Annotated in this window: 19 protein-coding genes; 11 read left to right on the top strand and 8 right to left on the bottom strand. The window is 58.1% G+C overall.

Features of this window, described 5'->3' with window-relative positions:
• The first annotated feature begins 99 nt into the window (after nt 1–99).
• The 3 genes from BW958_RS15285 to BW958_RS20215 all read left to right on the top strand — a co-directional run bounded on the left by BW958_RS15285 (nt 100) and on the right by BW958_RS20215 (nt 1406).
• Nucleotides 100–522 (top strand): DUF2753 family protein, encoded by a 423-nt coding sequence (locus BW958_RS15285; RefSeq protein WP_076576628.1) that lies wholly within the window; start codon nt 100–102, stop codon nt 520–522.
• Nucleotides 523–547: 25 nt separating this feature from the next.
• Nucleotides 548–1162, top strand: coding sequence for a superoxide dismutase (locus BW958_RS15280; RefSeq protein WP_076576627.1), 615 nt, complete (start codon nt 548–550; stop codon nt 1160–1162).
• 124 nt (nt 1163–1286) lie between these two features.
• Nucleotides 1287–1406, top strand: a complete 120-nt coding sequence (locus BW958_RS20215; protein ID WP_143233106.1) for an entericidin A/B family lipoprotein — start codon at nt 1287–1289, stop codon at nt 1404–1406.
• A gap of 56 nt (nt 1407–1462) precedes the next feature.
• On the opposite strand, the gene BW958_RS15270 is transcribed toward BW958_RS20215, so the two are convergent.
• Nucleotides 1463–2902, bottom strand: coding sequence for a glycoside hydrolase family 1 protein (locus tag BW958_RS15270; RefSeq protein WP_076576626.1), 1440 nt, complete (start codon nt 2900–2902; stop codon nt 1463–1465).
• Nucleotides 2903–3024: 122 nt separating this feature from the next.
• Here BW958_RS15270 and BW958_RS15265 point away from each other — a divergent pair, with 122 nt between their 5' ends.
• The gene (locus BW958_RS15265; protein ID WP_076576625.1) at nt 3025–3906 is read left to right on the top strand and encodes a LysR family transcriptional regulator; all 882 of its coding nucleotides are present in this window, start codon (nt 3025–3027) and stop codon (nt 3904–3906) included.
• Nucleotides 3907–3970: 64 nt separating this feature from the next.
• On the opposite strand, the gene BW958_RS15260 is transcribed toward BW958_RS15265, so the two are convergent.
• From BW958_RS15260 to BW958_RS15240, 5 genes are all read right to left on the bottom strand, one after another.
• Nucleotides 3971–6205 (bottom strand): right-handed parallel beta-helix repeat-containing protein, encoded by a 2235-nt coding sequence (locus BW958_RS15260; RefSeq protein ID WP_076576624.1) that lies wholly within the window; start codon nt 6203–6205, stop codon nt 3971–3973.
• Nucleotides 6206–6399: 194 nt separating this feature from the next.
• Nucleotides 6400–7164 (bottom strand): oligogalacturonate-specific porin KdgM family protein, encoded by a 765-nt coding sequence (locus BW958_RS15255; RefSeq protein WP_076576623.1) that lies wholly within the window; start codon nt 7162–7164, stop codon nt 6400–6402.
• Nucleotides 7165–7660: 496 nt separating this feature from the next.
• Nucleotides 7661–7990 (bottom strand): cupin domain-containing protein, encoded by a 330-nt coding sequence (locus BW958_RS15250; protein ID WP_076576622.1) that lies wholly within the window; start codon nt 7988–7990, stop codon nt 7661–7663.
• Nucleotides 7991–8002: 12 nt separating this feature from the next.
• The gene (locus BW958_RS15245; RefSeq protein WP_076576621.1) at nt 8003–8623 is read right to left on the bottom strand and encodes a bifunctional 4-hydroxy-2-oxoglutarate aldolase/2-dehydro-3-deoxy-phosphogluconate aldolase; all 621 of its coding nucleotides are present in this window, start codon (nt 8621–8623) and stop codon (nt 8003–8005) included.
• Nucleotides 8624–8631: 8 nt separating this feature from the next.
• Nucleotides 8632–9570, bottom strand: a complete 939-nt coding sequence (locus BW958_RS15240; protein ID WP_076576620.1) for a 2-dehydro-3-deoxygluconokinase — start codon at nt 9568–9570, stop codon at nt 8632–8634.
• Nucleotides 9571–10016: 446 nt separating this feature from the next.
• Between BW958_RS15240 and BW958_RS15235 the strand changes: the two genes are divergently transcribed.
• The 4 genes from BW958_RS15235 to BW958_RS15220 all read left to right on the top strand — a co-directional run bounded on the left by BW958_RS15235 (nt 10017) and on the right by BW958_RS15220 (nt 15373).
• Nucleotides 10017–11807, top strand: a complete 1791-nt coding sequence (locus tag BW958_RS15235; protein WP_076576619.1) for a sodium:solute symporter family protein — start codon at nt 10017–10019, stop codon at nt 11805–11807.
• Between the two features lie 84 nt (nt 11808–11891).
• Entirely contained in the window at nt 11892–13649 is a 1758-nt protein-coding gene (locus BW958_RS15230) for a sodium:solute symporter family transporter (protein WP_076576618.1), read from the top strand.
• A 387-nt stretch (nt 13650–14036) separates the two neighbouring features.
• Nucleotides 14037–14798, top strand: a complete 762-nt coding sequence (kduD, locus tag BW958_RS15225; RefSeq protein ID WP_076576617.1) for a 2-dehydro-3-deoxy-D-gluconate 5-dehydrogenase KduD — start codon at nt 14037–14039, stop codon at nt 14796–14798.
• Between the two features lie 62 nt (nt 14799–14860).
• Nucleotides 14861–15373 (top strand): YgjV family protein, encoded by a 513-nt coding sequence (locus BW958_RS15220; protein ID WP_076576616.1) that lies wholly within the window; start codon nt 14861–14863, stop codon nt 15371–15373.
• Between the two features lie 58 nt (nt 15374–15431).
• Here the strand turns inward: BW958_RS15220 and kdgR are convergent, their stop codons facing one another.
• Complete coding sequence (gene kdgR, locus BW958_RS15215; protein ID WP_076576615.1) at nt 15432–16226, bottom strand: DNA-binding transcriptional regulator KdgR; 795 nt, start codon at nt 16224–16226, stop codon at nt 15432–15434.
• 231 nt (nt 16227–16457) lie between these two features.
• Between kdgR and BW958_RS15210 the strand changes: the two genes are divergently transcribed.
• Genes BW958_RS15210 through BW958_RS15200 form a run of 3 tightly spaced genes read left to right on the top strand, consistent with a single transcriptional unit; the run spans nt 16458 to nt 20248 of the window.
• Nucleotides 16458–17615, top strand: a complete 1158-nt coding sequence (locus tag BW958_RS15210) for an oligogalacturonate lyase family protein (RefSeq protein WP_076576614.1) — start codon at nt 16458–16460, stop codon at nt 17613–17615.
• A 60-nt stretch (nt 17616–17675) separates the two neighbouring features.
• Entirely contained in the window at nt 17676–19544 is a 1869-nt protein-coding gene (locus BW958_RS15205; protein ID WP_076576786.1) for a putative nucleotidyltransferase substrate binding domain-containing protein, read from the top strand.
• Nucleotides 19545–19546: 2 nt separating this feature from the next.
• Nucleotides 19547–20248 carry an exonuclease domain-containing protein gene (locus BW958_RS15200; RefSeq protein ID WP_076576613.1) on the top strand — a complete coding sequence of 234 codons (702 nt, stop codon included), beginning with the start codon at nt 19547–19549 and terminating at the stop codon, nt 20246–20248.
• A 67-nt stretch (nt 20249–20315) separates the two neighbouring features.
• Here BW958_RS15200 and BW958_RS15195 read toward each other — a convergent pair.
• Nucleotides 20316–20498: pyruvate kinase alpha/beta domain-containing protein (locus BW958_RS15195; RefSeq protein WP_076576612.1), on the bottom strand; the 183-nt coding region annotated here is incomplete at its 5' end.

Here is a 20498-nt window from a genome sequence, read left to right as displayed (position 1 = left end):
AGAAAACCCAACGCATGACCAACCCCCACACTTTGCAGGGTTCATATTCAAAGCGAAATGATATAGATTCTCATTACATTACAGTAATGAGAGATTTACATGGCCTCGCGTTTCTGGAAGCGGCAGACCCGACTTGGCAATCGCCGGTTTGCTCTGGGGGATCATGCCGGTGCCCTCACCTGTTATCAGCAGGCGCTCTGGTCTGCCGAGCAGCAGGTTATGATCTGGCCCGAGCCCGATGAAGCAGTGGCGGCGCTGGTGGTGACCTATCACAACCTGGCCGATCTGCTGCTCTGTTTGTCCCTTCCTGAGCGCGCGGCCGAGCATTTGTGCAGCGCCCAGCAGCGCTTGCTGACCCTGCTTGGCGACCCACAGCAGCCGTCACGCTTAAAAGAGGCTGCGCTCAGTCATCTCTCCTGCTGCCGCGTTGAGTTGCTGCGTTTTTTAAAGGAACAAGGGCCGAACCCTGCCGTCGAGCAGGCGCTCTGCCAGGGCTGCCCGTTCCACCCCACCCTGCATTAACCTATTGTGTTACAAGGAGTTCATCATGCCCCATACCCTGCCCGCGCTTGCCTATGCCTATGATGCGCTGGAGCCGCATATCGATGCGCAGACCATGGAAATTCACCATAGCCGCCATCATCAGACCTATATCAATAACTTAAACACCGCGCTGCAGGCCCATCCCGAACTGGCTGATGAGCCGGTTGAGGCGCTGCTTGCACGTATCGACAGCCTGCCGAGCGCGCTGCAGGTGGCGGTGCGCAATCAGGGCGGTGGCCATGCCAACCACTCCTTGTTCTGGCTGGTAATGAGTCCAACCCCGCAAACTGCGCCGGATGCGGATCTCGCTGCGGCGATCGAGAGCGATCTGGGCGGTATGGAAGCATTTCGCCAAGCCTTTACCCAGGCTGCGTTAAGCCGCTTTGGCTCAGGCTGGGCCTGGCTGTCGGTGACTCGGGAAAAGCGTCTGGTGGTCGAAAGCTCGGCCAATCAGGATAGTCCGCTGATGCACGGTCACACACCGATCCTCGGGCTGGATGTGTGGGAGCACGCCTATTACCTGCGCTATCAGAACAAGCGCCCGGACTATATCGCGGCCTTCTTTAACGTGATTGACTGGGCCGAAGTGGGCCGCCGCTGGCACGCTGCGCGGGCTTAATTGGCGGCGGGAACATGCCGTGATGCCATGAGTGGTCAAGGCGTGACCAAGCGCTGCGCCCTGCCATTGGCAGGGGATGCGGGCCTCGGGTAAGCTGGGTTTATATTTAGTGTGGAGAGACCTTATGCGATCCCTTGTTTATGCCTTGCTGCTCTGCGGCCTGCTCAGTGCGTGCAACACGGTGCGCGGAATAGGTGAGGATATCCAGCAAGCCGGCTCGGCCATTTCGCGCGCGACCCGCTAGGATAGTTATCTTAAAAAGCACAAGGGCCGGTTGATTCCGGCCCTTTGTTTTGCAGGTTACACGCTCTTCTCGCCATTACTGGCAATCAGTTGCTGATACCAATAAAAGCTCGCCTTGGGAATACGGCGCAGGCTGCCAGCATCGGTTTCATCACGGTCTACATAGACAAAGCCATAGCGCTTTTGATAGCCATTGAGCCAGCTCAGAATATCGGTAAACGACCAGGCGCAGTAACCGAGCAGTTGCACCCCATCTTGCAGCGCCTCCTGACAGGCGCCGATGTGAGTGCGCAGATAATCGATGCGATAGCTGTCGTTGATGCGATCGTCAGATCCCAGGGTATCAAACTCCCCTAACCCGTTTTCGGTGATCAGAAGCGGCAGATCGTAGCGCGACGCAAGACGGCGCAAGGCAATGCGAAGACCGGTCGGATCGATATACCAATCCCAGTTCGAGGTCTCGATATGGGGATTTTTCTCGGTGCGATAGAGCCCGGGTACGCCACTCGACGGGGTGGTCCCCTTTTGCCCCGTGGTATTGATGCGTGCCATGGTCTGGCCATCGAGCGGATTGCTGGTAAAGGTGAGACTCTGGTAGTAGTTCACCCCGATAAAGTCCGGTTTGCCCTCGGCCAGCAGTGCCAGATCGCCGGGCAAAATCGCAGGCGCTTCGCCGGTTTGTTCAAGCCAGGCGAGCGCCGCACGCGGATAACGCCCCAGACAATACGCATCGAGCCACCACCAGTTGGTAAACTCCTCAGCGTTTTCAAAGGCCAGCATATCCAAAGACTTACCCGATGCCGGATAGGCCGGGGAATAGGCAAAGCTTGGGCCAATCAAGCCATTCGGAACATAGTGGCGAAACGCCTTGATGACGGTGGCATTGGCCAGAAACGCGATATGGTTGGCGGCAAAGAAGCGGCGGCGATCCTGCACGGCCGGCGGATGGGTGCCGAGTTGATAGGCGTTGGTCAGGTTGTAGTTTTGCTCGTTTAGCGATACCCAGTAACGCACCTTGCCGGCAAACCGCTGGAACAGCGTGACACAATAGTGCTCAAAATCGGCAATAATGCGCCGATCTTCCCAGCCGCCGTACTCCTCTTGCAGCGCCTGTGGCAAATCCCAGTGATAAAGGGTCAGCACCGGCTCAATGCCACGGGCCAGCAAGGCATCAATCAGGCGCTCATAAAATGCCAGCCCGGCCTCATTCACCTCACCGCGCCCGGTTGGAAATATCCGCGGCCAGCTGACCGAAAAGCGGTAGGCTTTTAACCCCATCTCGGCCATAAGAGCCACATCTTCGTCCATGCGGTGGTAGTGATCGACCGCCACATCGCCATTACTGCCCTTGAAGGTGGTGCCGGGCTGATGGGTAAAGATATCCCACACCGACGGCCCCTTGCCGTCTTCATTCCAGGCCCCTTCTACTTGATAGGCCGCCGAGGCGGCGCCCCACAGAAAATCACCGGGAAACGGCTTGAGTGATGGATGCTGCATAGCATGACTCCTTGACCATAAAACAGTGCGATGCCCTTGGCACCGAGTTGGCAGCAGCATGGCGCAGGCTTACAATTCCGTCCAATGACAAACATTGCCACGCTACATTCCCAGGAGGAATCATGGAGCTGCGCGATCTTAAGGCCTTTGTTCTTTTAGGTGAGCTGCTGCACTTTGGTCAGGCGGCGCAGCGCCAACACGTCACCCAATCGGCCCTGAGCAAGCAGATCCGCCGCTTAGAGCAGGCGTTGGGTGCACCACTGTTTGAACGCAGCGCCGGTGCAACCCGCTTGACCCCCCTTGGTGAGGCGCTCTATGGCGAGGCGTGTGAGATCGTCTCGCGCAGTGAGAGGCTCACACGTACCGCACGCGAGGTACTTGATGGCACGCGCGGTACCCTGCGCATTGGCTTTGGCGTTGCCAGCGAGCAGCTGGTGCCGGCGGCAGTGACGGCCTTTCACCAGCGTCATCCGGATGTGAAGGTAGAGCTCTATGATCTCTCCACCCACCACCAGATCACCTTGCTCGGTGAAGGCAAGCTGGATCTGGGGTTTTGCCGCCTGCCGGCGCCGCGCAACTGGTATGCCCAGCCGGTGCTGGCAGCCCACTTTGTATTGGCCCTGCCAGCTCACTATCCAGCCGATGCCACGCTGGAGTGGCTCTGCGAGCAGCCGCTGGCTCTGCTTCGACGCGACAAAGCGCCCTCTTTTTACGATCATCTGATGCGCTTTTTAGCCAGTCACTCCCTGCATGTCCGCACTGTGCTGCCAGTTAACAACTTTGCGGCCGGATTAGCTCAGGCCGCCGCCGGCATTGCCTGGACGCTGGTGCCCTCGGGCACCGTCATCAGCCATGCCCATCTGCAGATAAAGGCGCTGCAGTGTGAAGACGCCGATTGGCAAGTAGGCCTGATTGCGCCGCACGCTCCCACTACGGCCTTGCTGCGCGATTTTTGCGCCCAAGTCGCAGGCATGAGCCAGACGATGAGCGACTCGGCCCCATGAAAAAAGGGTCCGGTGACAGTCACCGGACCCAAAGGTCTCACAAGGAACAGGAGCTAAGTGTTTATCAGGAGGCGTTGGCCGGCTTGATGGTCAACACACCGGCGTCGTCACGGCTAAAGCTGAGCTCGGTGGAGCGCTTGAGCCACTCTTGACGCAGCGCCTTCTCCTGTGCGGCAAACGCCTTCTCTTTTTTCACCTCTACCTGATTACCCAGATAGTCGGCGAGCTTGTGGGCGTCGCTTCGCAGCGAATGGTTGCTGTCAAAGTGCACGCTCACCTTGCTCTTCGGATAGGGGTTACTACGGACGATGTAGTTGTAGCGAGCGTTATCCACCGCCACGTTACCCTGCAAGTCCAGCGCACCGGTGTTGAAGTTGTCGGTAAAGCCATCCATGTTGTTGGCGATCGCCTGCGAATTTTTGACCACATGGGCCACCGGCTGACCTTCACCACCGAGCTTAAAGCCGTTACCAATGGTGCCGGCCGGCGCTTTATGGCCAAACGGCAGACCGTTGCGATAGGCCACGCTGTTCACGATGGTCACCGGCTGGTTGGGGCCATCTTCAATCTTGTTAAACAGATCCCAGCCATCGTCGGCGTTGTTATAGGCCAGGCAGCCGTCAAACAGGTTACCGGCACCGACCCCCAGCTTGGCTGCAAAGCCGTCGGCGTTAATGCCGGAATCATCGCGGTTGTTGTACGAATCGCTGTTGAGCACCAGGTTGTGGGACGGCCACAGGCTCGGGCTGGTGTAAACGCCGTTGGCGGTGATCCAGATACCGGTGTCGGCGTTATTGCGGGCCACCAGACGCTCAAGGCGGTTGTGGCTGCCGGCAACACGCAGGAAGGCCGGGTTGTTACTCTTAAGCGAGCCATCGGGGTTTCCGTCGAACACCAGACCATCGAGCGTCCAGTAGCTGGCGTTAAGCACCGAGGTGGTCTTGGTAAAGACAGCCTTGTGGCGATTGACCGCCTGCAGGCGCTTGGGCTCGGCCGGCAGGCCGCTTTGCGCAGCCGTGAGTTCAAAGCCCTGATACTCGCCGTCAGCCAGCCAGATGGTGCCACCCGGTTGCAGTTGCGCCAGTGCGGTGGCCAAATCCACCGGAGACGCTTCGGTGCCATTATTGCCAGCCACCCCGGCCGGAGCCACATGGATGGCACGGGTATCGGCGACCGTGGCAGCTTGCTGGGTGATGGTATAGGTTTGCTCGACCGCCTTACCGGCACTCGGCCCTTCATTGGCGGTGAAGGTCACCTTCAGTGCGTTCTCACCGTTTTTCAGCGCCACCGGCAGTTGCAGGAACTCGCCGCCCTGGGCCGGATGACCCTTGCCATCCAACGAAACGACGCCGTCATAGTTGGGGCGCAGCTGCAGCAGATAAGATCCACCCACGTTGGTGGCGGCAGAGGCAAGCTCAAGGGCAGCGGCATCCTGCTTGGCCTTCAGGGCTGCGGCCTGCTTGCCATCCTTGATGGTGTCGCCCAAGGTCAGTTTGGCATTGTCAAAACGGGCCTTGGCGTTGCGGGAGGCAAAGAAACCGACAAAGGCGTTCTCATCCTGAGTGGTCAGAAAATCCGGGCGATCCGGGGTCTGCTGCTGGGCGTGCAGTTTCCCGGCTTGATCATACCAGGAGAGCAGGAAGCCATCGGCATTGCGCTCCAGTTTCAGGTGGAAGGTGGTTTTGCTGAAATCCACGCCTTTTTGATAAGGCTTGCGCTCAATGGCCACCCCCTTGTTACCCCAAGGCTGCGCCACGCCACCACGCTGCACCGAGACCAAGTTCACCAAATTATCGTTGGCCTTGTTGGTGGTCAGTGCGGCGTTAAGCAGCATGTTGGAGGCGTGCGGGAACTCCTCAAAACCGGTGGGCTGCGGCATCAAACGGCCATGACCCAGGCTGTCACGCACAAACAGGCCGGCGCCTTCTTGTGCGTTCGGGGTTTTACCATTTTCCGGGCCCAGTTGCAGGATGGTCATGTCCGCTTCCAGCACAAACGCCCGATCAGCCGGGATCTGGCTGTAATACACAGTCATACCATCGTGCGAGTTGGCAAGCTTGCCGCCGCGACTTTCAATCAGAAACGACGGGTAGAGCGGGCCACTGACACCCGGCTTGATGGCAGGGCCATCTTCTTTAAGCTGAACCTGATTCACACCGACCTTGGTCGGCAGAACGTTGGAAGAGAAATTAAGATCGGTCGACTGGCCGAAGGTGAGAGCTTGCCAACTGCCCTCGGCAGCCATCACGGCAGAGCAACCCAGAACAGAGGTCAATAGGGCCAGGGTTTTGATTTTCATCGTGCATTCCTTGTTCGATGTGTCGGAGGCGACACGATCAGTGCAAAGCTGATGGCGGGCCATATTTGATATCACGGCCCGACACGTTGAAATAACGGAGCATCCCTTACGATCTATTTTTTATCAATAAACCGCTTAAACGAATAAAGGCAGCCACTGCGTGGCAAGGGCTGCCTTATTGATGCTGGTTGGAATTAGAAGTTGTACTTCACACCAACGCGGTAGCGGGGAGCGAATTTATTTGTACCATTATGGTTAGGTGCATTTTCTACATCAGTGACTTGAACCCAACCAAGCTCAACAAACGGTTCCCATTCTTTGTTGATTCGATAGCCCAAAGACAGGTTATGTTCCCAAGTCCGGTCTTTTCCAGCAAAGCCGGTATAGCTATCATTTTTGTTCTTCACACCAGTCTTGTAGTAAGAGTCATCCAGACTGTTGTAATCCAATTCATACCCCAAAGTAATTTCAGGAGTCAGCTTATAGCCCAGGTTGAATGTCCAGTTGTCACGATGCTTTTTATCGCTGGTAGAACTACTCTTATCAGCGGTTTCGTTGGTTACACGCCAGCGATAGCGCAGGCTAGCATTCAGGTCCTTGGTAATATTATAACTTGCACGGGTATAAATCTGATAATCACGGCCATCCAACTGGACACCAGGTTGGAACGACCACTGGTCATTCAATTTATACTGATAGTTCAGTGTAAAAACCGAACCGTCAGGTGTGACGTTATTGAAAAAATCCCAATAGCTTTCATTGCTTGCAGCATTTTTCCACTTAGCTTCAACACCAAAACCAACGCCATTAGCCAAACGATGGCTCACAGCCATACGATCTTTGTGCTGACCACTCTCCGGCACATATTCATGACGATAGTTAATAGTGGCAGCATGTGCAGTGGCAGCGGAACCCAGCAATCCCAACAAGGTCAGCGCAGCGATACGGCTTACTTTCATTTAAGTCACCCTTCGTGTTTGTTGTATCTATGAAGGGCATATTAAACACTCAGTGAATCAAAAAATAAGATCTCGCACACATAAAAATGAAACATCATCCCATTAAAACGAGAATGGTGATCTAAATCACCAAGCACGCAGTTTTCATAAAATTAAAGACATATCTAAATAATGATTAATCACAAACCAACTCACTTTACTGCATATTTTTTGCACAGTTTTGTTGTGCGCTGCAGTGATAAATGCGGGGGGAATGGATGGCTGACCATCATAAAAAGTGACAGGGCCTTGCACGATGACGTCCGCGAACTGGCGCATATGTCTAATGGCCAGCGTTGCCAGTCGCTTGATATCAACGCGAGCGCAAGCATGACGGCAAGCCAGATTAGCGTAATAACCCGCACGGCAGCATCGACGACGAACCAGGTGGGGATTGCCTATAAACAAGCAGGGCGCATCCTGGATGCGCCCTGCCAATTAAACTCGCAACGAACTGTTATTTGGCGGCGAGGAAATCTTCGCGCTGCGGCGTAAAGGTATCGAGCAGCACGCCGGCGGCGCGGCAAACACAGCCGTGCACCACGTTCGGCTTTTTATAGAGGGTGTCACCAGCCTTGACCAGATGGGTCACGCCATCGATGGTGAAGTCAAACTCGCCAGAGAGCACATAGGTCAGCTGCTCATGGGGATGCTGGTGCAAAGGACCGACAGCATCGGTCTCAAAATGCACCTCAACCCCCATCATGGTGCCACCGTGGGCCAGGATCTTGCGCTTTACACCGTTACCGAGATCTTCCATCTCGATCTTGTCATTAAATACAAACATCTTGCTCTCCTGTTACAGGGCGGCCATGGCTTCGCGAGCCAGTTCGCGAATGGTGTCCCACTCGCCGGCATCAATCAGATCGCCCGGCACCATCCAGGTACCGCCGCACGCAAACACGGAGCCAAGGCCCAGGTATTGCTTGACGTTTTGCGGGCTCACGCCACCGGTTGGCATAAATTTGACCGGATAGACGGCACTCAGTGCCTTGAGCATGGCGACACCACCGGAGGGCTCAGCCGGGAAGAACTTCAGGGTGTTCAACCCCATCTCCATGGCTTGTTCGACCAGGCTCGGGTTGTTGACACCCGGCACAATCGGCATGCCACGCTGCTGGCAGTAACGCACTGTGGTCGGGTTAAAGCCAGGGCTGACCACGAAATCGACACCGGCCTCGATGGCTTCGTCGACTTGCGCGGTAGTCAGCACGGTACCGGCACCAATCACCATGTCGGGGAACTCGGCGCGCAGATTGCGAATAGCCTGGGCGGCCGCCGGTGTACGGAAGGTGATCTCGGCGCTCGGCATGCCGCCTTCAATCAGGGCGCGGCCCAGTGCCACGGCATCCTCGGCACGCTTGATGGCAATCACCGGGATGATTTTCAGCTCGGAGAGTCTTTCAACCAGAGTGGACATGTCATTCCTCATGCAACAGAAACAGGTGAAGTGGGCATCAGGGCGTTGGCAATGATGGCGCCACGATGCTGAATTACGGTACCCGCCAGCTGGTGGGCATAACGGGCAGACTGCTCGGGTGAGCCGCCAGCCAGGCGAATCGCCAGATAGCCGGCACTGAACGAGTCGCCAGCCGCCGTGGTATCGACGATCTGCTCAGCCTTGAGCGGCTCGGCGGCCACCAGCAGCGGCTCGGCGGCAGTGATCACCATGCAGGGCTCGCCACCACGCTTGATGACAATTTCGCTCACGCCCCATTCGCGGCTGCGCTCGATGCAGGCAAGCTCGCCATGCTCGCCCCACAGGGCCAGCTCGTCATCAAAGGTCAGGAAGGCGATATCGGTGCGGTTCATCACTTCACGATACCAGTGCCGGGCCGTCTCGAGGTCTTCCCACAGGCGCGGGCGGTAGTTGTTATCAAACACCACCTTGCCACCACGGGCGCGGCAGGTATCGAGCAGCGTCAGCAAACGCGCGCGATCAGCGGCCGGCAAAATCGCCAGGGTGATGCCGCTTAAATAGAGATAATCCATCGCGGCCAGGCGCTCACACACCGCATCGGTCTGCTCGCTTTGCAGCCAGTAGCGGGCGGCGGCATCGCTGCGCCAATAGTGGAAGGTGCGCTCACCACGGGAATCGGTCTTGATCCAGTAAAGGCCGGGCATCTTGTGGCCCAGACGCTGCACCAGATCGGTCTGCACCCCTTCTTCTTGCCAACGTGCCAGCATCTCGTCGCTAAACGGGTCGGTGCCCAGCGCCGTGACATAGTGAACGGCCAAAGACGGGTTGGCTCGGGTCAGGTAGACCGCAGTATTAAGAGTGTCACCGCCAAACTGACGCAAGATCCCCTGGCCTGCCTCGGCCAGCTCGATCATGCATTCGCCGATGACCGCGATTTGGGTCGTCATAGCATCTCCTTGAATCTCGCTATGACCTCATTCTATTCCTCGTAATCAGCAAATCAAAGAAAATGAAACGTCGTTTTTTTAAATTGTGAATCCAATCTCAAACGGCCGGCGACCACCAGCCTGACCGTCTGCCACAGCCTTCTCATCTCTCTTTCCCTCCTGACCCGTTACGCCAAGCGCTGACCAATGCCCTCCTCTTTTATGTGCCAACCCCCGTTCGCACGCTGTCAGTTCGCGCTAGGTTAGGCCAACACGTTTTCTAACAAGATAAACCGATGTTTCATTAAAATTTCGACGAACATCCCATTCTGATGAATTCATCATTTCTTTTTAATCATCGGTAGGGTGAAATTGGCACAGATTCGGAACGCTGTTTCTAAAAAATTGTCCGGGAGCTGTAGCAGCAAGTTGGACATGGACATGTTAACAAAGTTGGGTAAGTGCCTATGAACATTGATATTTTGGTCCTCGCGGGCTACTTCGTACTGATGGTTTTCATCAGTCTTGCCTTCAAGAAGATGGCAAGTAAATCAGCCAGTGACTACTTCCGTGGCGGTGGTCGCATGTTGTGGTGGATGGTCGGCGCGACCGCCTTCATGACCCAGTTCTCAGCCTGGACCTTTACCGGCGCCGCCGGCATGGCCTACAACAACGGTCTGGCCGTGACCTTCGTGTTCCTTGGCAACATCTGTGCTTACATCGCCTCCTACTTCTGGTTCAGCCATCGCTTCCGCCAGATGCGCGTCGATACCCCGACCGAAGCGGTGAACCGTCGCTTTGGTAAAGGTAACGAGCAGTTCTTTACCTGGGCAATCATCCCGCTGAGTGTGCTCAACGGCGGTGTCTGGCTCAACGGTCTGGCCATCTTTGTGGGCGCCGTGTTCGGTTACGACATGACCACCACTATCTGGGTCACCGGTATCTCGGTGCTGCTGATCTCCATGCTGAGCGGTGCCTGGGGCGTGGTCGCCAGTGACTTCGTGCAAACCCTGGTCGTCGCCGTTATCTCGGTCGCTTGCGCCATCGTGGCACTGGTCGCCGTTGGCGGTCCTGGCGAGATCATTGCTCGCTTCCCGAGCGATTTCGTGATGGGTCCGGACATGAACTACGGCGTACTGCTGGTGGGCTCCTTCTTGTTCTTCATCGTCAAGCAGATGCAGAGCATCAACAACATGCAGGACTCCTACCGTTTCCTCAACGCCAAGGACTCCAACAACGCCCGTAAAGCCGCCCTGCTGGCCATGACCCTGATGGTGTTCGGCACCATTATCTGGTTCATCCCGCCCTGGGCTTCCGCCATCCTCTATCCGGATGCACCGGCCTCCCACGCCGAACTCGGTGGCAAGGCCAGCGATGCGGTCTACCTGGTGTTCGCCGAGCGCGCCATGCCGGTTGGTACTATCGGTCTGCTTGTTGCCGGTCTGTTTGCTGCGACCATGTCCTCGATGGACTCTGCTCTGTGCCGTAACGCCGGGATCTTCGTGCGCAGCTTCTGGGCGCCGATTGTGTGCCGCAACAAGCCGATGAGCGAAAGCAAGACCCTGCGTGTGAGCCAGATTGTCACCCTGATCAACGGCATCCTGGTCATTCTGATCGCCCAGCTGTTCGCCCAGCTCAAGGGTCTGAGCCTGTTCGAGCTGATGATGCGCGTGGCCACCCTGCTGCAATCGCCGATCCTGGTACCGCTGTTCTTCGGTATGTTTATCCGCAAGACCCCGAAGTGGGCTGCCTGGGCCACCGTTGCCTTCGGTATGTTTGTCTCCTGGATGGTGATGAACGTGTTCACCGCTCAGTGGGCTGCCAGCCTGTTTGATGTAGTGCTGACCAAGCGTGAACTCTCTGAACTGACCACCACCATTACCGTGGCGGCTCACCTGGTGTTCACCGCAGGCTTCTTCGTGCTGACCTCCCTCTTCTATAAGGAAGAGAAGTTCACCGAAGAGGAGCTGGCCACCACTGCCAAGTTCTTCCACGACGTAGAAACCCCGGTGTATGCCGACGACGAGCAAGATCAGTTCGACCGCATGCAGCGCAGCAAGCTTGGTCACATCACCCTGCTGATGGGCGGTGGCCTGCTCTTGATGGTGCTGTTGCCCAACCCGCTGTGGGGACGACTGTTGTTCGCCGGCTGTGCTGCCGCCGTGCTCCTGGTGGGGTACCTGCTCAAACGCAGTGCCAATGCCCCACAACAACAAGAGACGCTGCGCCCGGCCATGGCCACCGCACGAAGCCACTAACAGACCACTAAATATCGCGCCTCCCTCGGGGGGCGCTTTTTGCTTTGCTGCACGCGACCACTCATAACAACAAAGGTCATCTCTATGCACACCCTTGATCTGACTGTGCTGTTTTTCTACCTGCTGTTTGTCATCACGGCCGGATGGTGCTTTCGCCGTTTCGCCAGCAACAGCAGCCAATTTATCAACGGTGGCGGCGCCATGCCCTGGTGGATGGCGGGCGCCACTGCCTTTATGACCCAATTCTCCGCCTGGACCTTCACCGGCGCGGCCAGCAAGGCGTTTCATGACGGCTTTCCGGTATTGATGATCTTCTGGGGCAACGCCCTGGGCTTTCTACTGGCCGGCCGCTTTGTGGCGGCGCGCTATCGCCGGTTACGGGTCGAAACGGCCATGGAAGTGATGGCGCTGCGCTACGGCAAACGCACCGAGCAGTGCTACACCTGGCTGCAATTTTTCACCTCCACCCTGACCGCCGCCGTGTGGCTCAGCGGTCTGGCTATGATCATCTCGGCCATGACCCGCCTGCCGCTGCTGCCGGTGCTGGTCGGTTGCGGCACCCTGATCACCCTGCTCTCGGCCAGTGGCGGCGCCTGGGCTATTAACGCCAGCAACGTGCTGCAACTGGTGCTGATCGTGGTGATCACCCTGGTCACCGGGATGGTCGCCCTGCATCAGGCTGGCGGCGTGTTGCCGATCATTGAGCACTTCCCCGGTAATTTCTGGCTCGGGCAGGAGACGCGCTGGAGCTCGCTGGTGATTGGCTGGATTGGCATCGTGCTGATACAACAAGTGCTCTCGACCAACAATGCGATTAACTGCTACCGCTTTTTGACCGTGCGCACCCCGCGTGAAGCGCAAAAGGCGGCTTGGCTTGCAGGCATCCTGTTTATCATCGGCCCAGCACTTTGGTTCGTCCCGCCCTGGGTGGCGGCCGGCAGTCATGTGGATTTACTCACCACCTATGCCCATCTGGGCGGTCAGGCCAGTAACGCGGCCTATCTCTATTTTGTCGAGCACTGGATGCCGGCCGGCACCCTGGGGCTGATCCTCGCTGCCATGCTGGCAGCCACCATCGCCCCCATGAGCGCGGCGCTTAATCGCAACGCCGGGATATTCCTGCGCAATCTCTACCAGCGTCCCCATCACGCTGAGAGTCACCTGCTGCAAGTTGGCCGCGCTACCACCCTTATCAACGGCTCGGTCTCCACCCTGATTGCCTGCTGGATGGTGAGCCAGGCGCACCTCGCCTTCTTTGATGTGGTGATGACCATCAGCTCAATGCTGATGCTGCCCATGTCGATTCCCGCCGTGTGGGCCATCGTGCTGCGCCGCACCCCGGACTGGTCGGGCTGGAGCACGGTGCTGGTCGGGGGGCTGGTCTCTCTTTCCATCGCCCTGCTGGTCACGCCAGCGAATCTGGCCCACTGGCTGGGTGTCGATGCACTGACGCCGCGCGAATTTGCCGACAGCAAGCTGCTTATCACCGTCGTCAGCCACCTGACGCTGACCAACGGCTACTTCCTGCTAACCCGGCTGGCCTACCGTCATCGTCCCCGTCTGGCGCGCCGCCGTCAGTTGGCAAGGCTCTATCGCAACCTGCTGCGGCCGCTGGCAGCGCACGAGATCCCGGCACCGGCGCTGGCGCAGACCCGCCTTATCGGCAAGCTGCTGCTCTTGCTCGCTGGCGGCATCTTTGTGCTGAGTCTTGCCGGCCTGCAGCAGCAAGGCTGGCTTATTCACGGCGCCATGGCCTGCGCGGTATCCATGCTTGGGATCACCTTCTGGCATCAGGGCCGTGAAGGCTTCAAAAACACCAGACCAAACAAAAAAGAGCAGTAGCTCACATAAAAATAAAACAACGTTTCTTTTTATTTGATTGGAACAATCCAGTTTGCTACTGTGACCTTGTCGCGCAGGAAGTCACACTCCTGACGCGACAGGCAACCAGGAGCCCATGATCCGGCGAATGAAACAGGGCGAACGCCCCTTCGGCTGACCCCGAAGATGCGGTGCAATGCACCGGCAAGATTTCATGGCGCCCGTGTCCACACCGGGTGCCATGGGTCGGGATTGTCCCGGCCAGCACAAACCGGCCATCACAGCCCCCATCGCCACGCGCAATGGAGCCAGGCCGACAGACTGATCAGGCGCAGGCACAACGCCAACGGACGCTAACAACGGCATCCTGCCCTGCTACCCACAGCATGAGTTGAAAAGAGGTATAACATGATTCTGAACACCTTCGATCTGGCCGGTAAAGTTGCTATCGTCACCGGTTGTGATACCGGTCTTGGCCAAGGTATGGCCGTGGGTCTGGCCCAAGCAGGCTGCGACATCGTCGGCATCAACATCGTCGAGCCGGTTGACACCATCGCCAAGGTCGAAGCCCTCGGCCGCCGTTTCCTGAGCCTCAAGGCTGACGTCAGCAAGACCGACGAGCTGCCCGGTCTGGTTGATAAGGCGGTCTCCCACTTCGGCAAGATCGATATCCTGGTCAACAACGCCGGTATCATCCGCCGCGAAGATGCAATCAACTTCAGCGAGAAGGATTGGGACGACGTGATGAACATCAACATCAAGAGCGTCTTCTTCATGTCCCAGGCCGTTGCTCGCCAGTTCATCGCCCAAGGTCACGGCGGCAAGATCGTTAACATCGCCTCCATGCTCTCTTTCCAAGGCGGTATCCGTGTGCCCTCCTACACCGCATCCAAGAGCGGCGTCATGGGTATCACCCGTCTGATGGCCAACGAATGGGCCAAGCACGGCGTCAACGTCAACGCCATTGCTCCGGGCTACATGGCCACCAACAACACCGCCGCCCTGCGCGCTGACGAAGCTCGCAACGCCGAGATCCTCGGCCGTATCCCGGCCAACCGCTGGGGTACCCCGGAAGATCTGATGGGCCCGGTCGTCTTCCTCTCTTCCACTGCTTCTGACTACATCAACGGTTACACCATCGCCGTTGACGGTGGTTGGCTGTCTCGCTAAGCGACTCGTTCTCGTATGCTTTGGGCGTCTTCGGACGCCCTTTTTTCGTATCCGGACACCCTATGCTCTTATCACTTCCCGACCACGAGCTGGCCCAAGCCATTGGACTGCTTGCCTACGGCGCCGGCATTGCCGCCTTTTTGCAAACCCGCGATGATCGCCTGCGCTGGCAACTGGCGGCCTCGAGCCTGCTTATCTGCCTGCACTTTTTTATGCTGGGGGCGCAGGCTGCCGCCATCAGCTGCCTTATCAGTAGCCTGCGAACCTGGATATCGGGCTACTACCGACAACCGCTGGTGATGTGGTTCTTTATCGCCCTGATCTGGCTGATGAGCGTTCCGGCCATCAACCACCCCATCGAGTGGCTCACCGTCTTTGGCACCAGCGCCGGCACGCTTGGCCTGTTCCTCTTTTCCGGCCTGCGACTGCGGCTCTGTATGCTGGCCGGCAGCGTCATGTGGCTTATCCATAACCTGTGGGCCGGGTCGCTCGGCGGCGCACTGCAAGAGGGCACCTTTGTGCTGATCAACCTCTATACCCTGTTTCGCTTGCAGCGCCCTGCCCGTTCGCTTTAACGCAGATGTAAAAAAACCGGCCCAGAGTGGGCCGGTTTGCTATGAGGTGCTGCCTGGCTTAGCGCTGCCCGAACGGGTAGTTGTGATACCCCAGCTGATCCGAGATGGCAGCCGCCGATTGATGCAGCTTGGCCACCAGCTTGGGCACTTCACTCTCTTGCACCCGCACCAGCGGCAGCGAGAGTGACAGACCGGCGATGATATGACCGAGACGGTTGTAGATAGGCACGGCAAAGCAGCGCAGACCGGCTTCCATCTCTTCGTTATCCTCGGCATAACCCTGCTCACGTACCAGCACCAGATGCTGCAGGTAGTCGTCGATATTGCGCAGGGTCTTCTCGGTAAAGGGCACGAAATCAACGCGCGAGAAGAGCTCGCGCACTTCGCTTTCGTCAAGCCACGCCGTCAACACCTTGCCAAGACCGGTACTGTAGATCGGGCGGCGACGGCCAACCCGGGAGTACATACGCAGGTTATATTCAGAATCGATCTTGTGCAGATAGATGACGCTGTCATCATCGAGCGCCCCCAAGTGCAGGGTCTCTTTGGTCTCTTTGCCCAGACGACGCATGTAGAGGTCGGCAATGGCGATGAGATCCTGATGCTCCAGCGCCTTGGCACCGAGTTCGAACAGGCGAAGGCTCAAGGCATACTTGTCGCTTTCACCTTCCTGGGTGACATAACCCAGGCTCTTCATGGTTTGCAAAAAGCGGTAAACGGTACTCTTGGACATCATGATACGTTGGGAAAGTTCGGTCACGCCGATTTCTTTTTGTTCTCCCAACGCTTGCAAGATACCGAACACTTTTAGCACGGACGAGACCGAATCCGGCCCGTTATCCTGTACTGACATTGTTTCACCCCGAAAAAATGAACTTACCGTTTCAGTGTAAATGAAACTTGCCCCTGAGCACAGTGTTACAGGTCACGCCTTAAATCATCAGTGTTTATTACATTGTGATCTAAAGCACATTCCGGGCTTCAAGCGCCTCCTCGAAGCAAAAAAGTGATATACCACATAAAAAATAAAACGCAGTTTCCGTAAAATGAAACAAATGCCCTAAAAAATACCTGTGAGGAAGTTATGTCCAAAGGGATGACCGTTCAACTGCAATACCACACCTACCAGGATCCCGACACCGGCGCCATGGTCTGCCGGCTGACCCCGCCCGAGGTGACCTGCCATCGCAACTACTTCTATCAGAAGTGCTTTACCAATGACGGCTGCAAGCTGATGTTTGCCGGTGAGTTCGACGGCCACTGGAACTACTACCTGCTGGATCTGGCCAGCGGTGTGGCCACCCAGATCACCGAAGGGGCCGGTGACAACACCTTCGGCGGTTTCCTCTCCCCCGATGACAGCTGCCTCTATTACGTTAAAGACGAGCGCGATCTGCTCTGCGTCTCTCTGGAGACTCTCGAAGAGCGCTTGGTGTATCAAGTGCCCGAAGAGTGGGTCGGTTACGGCACCTGGGTGGCCAACAGCGATTGCACCAAGCTGGTGGGGATCGAGATCGATCGCCGCGACTGGTTCCCCCTCGACGACTGGCAGAAGTTCCACGACTTCTACCACACCAACCCGCGCTGCCGTCTGCTGCGCGTTGACTTGGCCAGCGGCCAGTCCAGCGTGATCCATCAGGCCAGCGAGTGGCTCGGCCACCCCATCTATCGTCCGTTTGATGACAACACCGTCGCCTTCTGCCACGAAGGTCCGCACGATCTGGTCAACGCCCGCATGTGGATGGTCAACGAAGATGGCAGCAACGTGCGCAAAGTGCGCGAGCACGCCCCGGGTGAAAGCTGCACCCACGAATTCTGGGTACCGGACGGCTCTTACATGGTCTATGTCTCCTACCTCAAGGGGCAACAGGATCGCATCATCCGCCGTTACAACCCGAACACCGGGGTGGACGAAGCCGTGATGTCGATGCCGGCCTGCTCGCACCTGATGAGTAACTTCGATGGCAGCCTGATGGTCGGTGACGGCTCGGGCACCCCGGTCGATGTGAAAGACACTGGCGGCTACACCATCCAAAACGATCCGTTCCTCTATGTGTTTGATGTGGCCAAGCAGGAGCACTATCGCCTGTGCGCCCACAACACCTCTTGGCGGGTGTTTGAAGGCAACCGCCAGATCACCCACCCGCACCCGTCGTTCACTCCTGATGACCGCCAGGTTCTGTTCACCTCCGACGTGGACGGCAAACCGGCGCTCTATCTGGCGACCCTGCCGTCGGCATAACCGCGACCTTAGCCCATTAACATGCCGGCTTTGGCCGGCATGTTATTCTGCGAGGCGCTCATGCCCGATACCCTGCTTCCCAACATTCTCGATTTCATCGCCAAGGTCGATCCGGTCGACAAGCTCCCCTCTGCCATGCAGCAAGCCATCGCCCGTGCGGTGCGCATTACCTTTCTTGGCAAGAGCGATACCCTGCCGTTTGACTTGGCCGATCCCGAGCGTTTTCTCTACATCATTCGCAGCGGCACCCTCGAGCAGCGCAAGCAAAGCGGCGTATTGCGCGCACGTCTGGGCCCGGAAGATCTGTTTGGCTTTAGTTTTCTCGATAGCACGCCCGGCAATCCAGCCGATTGCTACAACGTCACCGCGCTGGAAAACACCCTGCTCTATCAGGTGCCACACAGCGTGCTGCGCACCTTGCTCGACGCATCGCCCCAGTATGCCAATCTGTTTGCCAGCCAGGTGCAGGCGCGCCTGCAATCGGCGCTCAATGTGGTGTGGGGCGATCAAGAGAAGGGATTGTTCGTGCGTCAGGTGCGTGACATTGCCACGGGCACGATTGCCAGCGCCGAGGCCTCGGCCACGATTCGTGAGGTCACCCGCGCCATGCTGCACGCAAACCGCACCTCGACCGCCGTCATCACCGAGGGCGGCAAGATTGTCGGCATTCTGACTGATCGGGATGTGACCTTGCGGGTAGTCGCCGGTGGCATCAGCCCCGAGCGCCCGGTCAGCGAGGTGATGAGCCCGGCACCGGTGACCATTGCGCCTGACGATCTGGTGCTGCGGGCCGTGGCGCTGATGATGGAGCACAGCGTGCGCAGCCTGCCGGTGGTCGAGCAAGGGCGCGCCATCGGCCTGCTGACCACCAGCCATCTGGTGCAGCATCACCGGATGCAGGCGCTGTTTCATATCGAGAAGATCAAATATTGCGCCTCGGTCGACGAGCTGGCAGCTCTCACCGTGGAGCGTCAGGCCATCTTCGAGGCGCTGGTCGAGGGTCATGTGCGCGGCGATACCATCGGCCTTATCATGGCGATGATCATGGATGCCATGACCCGGCGCCTTATCGAGATCGCCATCGGCTGCTTTGGCCCGCCGCCGTGCGACTTTGTCTGGGTGGCCGCCGGCTCGCAGGCGCGCAACGAAGTGCACATGCTCTCGGATCAGGATAACGCCCTGCTCCTCTCACCCAGTGCGACCCACTCCGATATCGGCTATTTCCGCCATCTGGCCATGTATGTCTGCAACGCGCTGGCCGCCTGCGGCTATCCCCTGTGCAGTGGCCGCTTTATGGCCGCCTCACCCCAGTGGTGCCAGCCGCTGCCGGTGTGGCAGGAGTATTACCGCAAGTGGATTGGCAACCCGGAGTACAACCGGCTGCTCAACGCCAGCGTGTTTCTTGAGCTGCGGCCCCTCTATGGCAACGGCGAGCTGTGCGCTGCGCTGCAGCATCACTTGCTGACCCTCATCGGTGACAACCCGGCCTTTGTCCGCTCGCTGACCCGCGAGGCCGTGACCGTGACGCCGCCGCTTGGCATCTTTAAAAATCTGGTGCTGGAAAAAAGCGGTGATAACAGCAAAACCCTCGATATCAAGCGCAATGCACTGACCCTGATTGTTGATCTGGCCCGCATCTATGGCCTGAGCGCCGGCGCCGACCAACAAGGCACCGAGGCACGCTTTGCACAGGCCAACGCGCAAGGCCTGCTCTCAACCGAAAGTCATCGCAATATTCTGGGGGCCTATCACTTTTTGCTGCAGATGCGCCAAAACGAGCAGTGTCAGGCGCTGCGTCAGGGGCAGACGCCGAGCAACCGCATCGATCCTACCCGCTTTGGCAGCTTCGAGCGGCAGCATCTTAAAGATGCCTTTCGTATCATTGCCGAGCTGCAGGAGTTTGCCCGCCTGCGCTTTACCCTGGAGTAATCATGCTGCCACGCTGGATTCCGACCCTGTGCCGCTGGCTTCGATTCGAGCGCGCGCGCGAGCGTTACCTGCGCCGCCCGGCGCTGCCTGAGGCGCTGCGCACCCTGCTCGGCGCGCCACTGCCCTCTGACAGCACACCGCTTTTTGGCTTGTCACTGCTCTCGCTGGATGTGGAGACCAGCGGTCTGGATCCCGAGCGCGATCAGCTGCTGAGCATCGGCAGCGTGGTGCTGGCACAGGGGCAAATTCGACTCGACGAGGCCAGCCATCTGTTTGTGCAAAGCGACAAGCTGGATCGGCGCAGCGCCGTCATCCACCACATCCTGCCGGAGATGCTGCAAAACGGGGTGAGCCTTGATGACGCCATGATGCAGCTATTTTCCCAGCTGACCGGCCGGGTGGCGCTGGCTCATGGCAGCACGGTCGAGCGCCGCTTTATCGACCACTATCTGGCCGACCGCTTTGGCCTCCCCCCCCTGCCCCAACTCTGGCTCGACACCCTGCATATCGAAAAGCGTTACGCCAGATTACAGGGCTTTGAGCAACCCGACCTGCGCCTGGCTGCAGTGCGCGACGCCCAAGGGCTGCCCGCCTATCCGGCCCACATCGCCCTGACCGACGCCGTCGCCTGCGCCGAGCTGTTGCTGGTGCAAGCCCACCGCTGCGGCCCCGACCTGCAACCCCTGCGCCACTGGTGGCGCTGAGTCAATATCATAAACCAGTGAGCCCGGCACAAGCCGGGCTCACTGGTCACGCCACCTATGCCGACGCTTAGTTCAGCACGTGCACGGAGGAGGTGTTGGTGGTGCCGCTCGGTACCAGAGCACCGGAGACCATCACAACGATGTCACCCTTCACACCCATACCGGTCTTCAGCGCCACGTCCATACCGATACGATAGAAGTCGTCGGTAGAGGCGATTTCGTCCACCACGTGAGCAACCACACCCTTGGA

It is taken from the genome of Aeromonas sp. RU39B, from assembly GCF_900156095.1.
In the GTDB taxonomy this organism is placed as follows: Bacteria; Pseudomonadota; Gammaproteobacteria; order Enterobacterales; family Aeromonadaceae; genus Aeromonas.
This window is presented reverse-complemented; position numbering and strand designations above follow the sequence as displayed.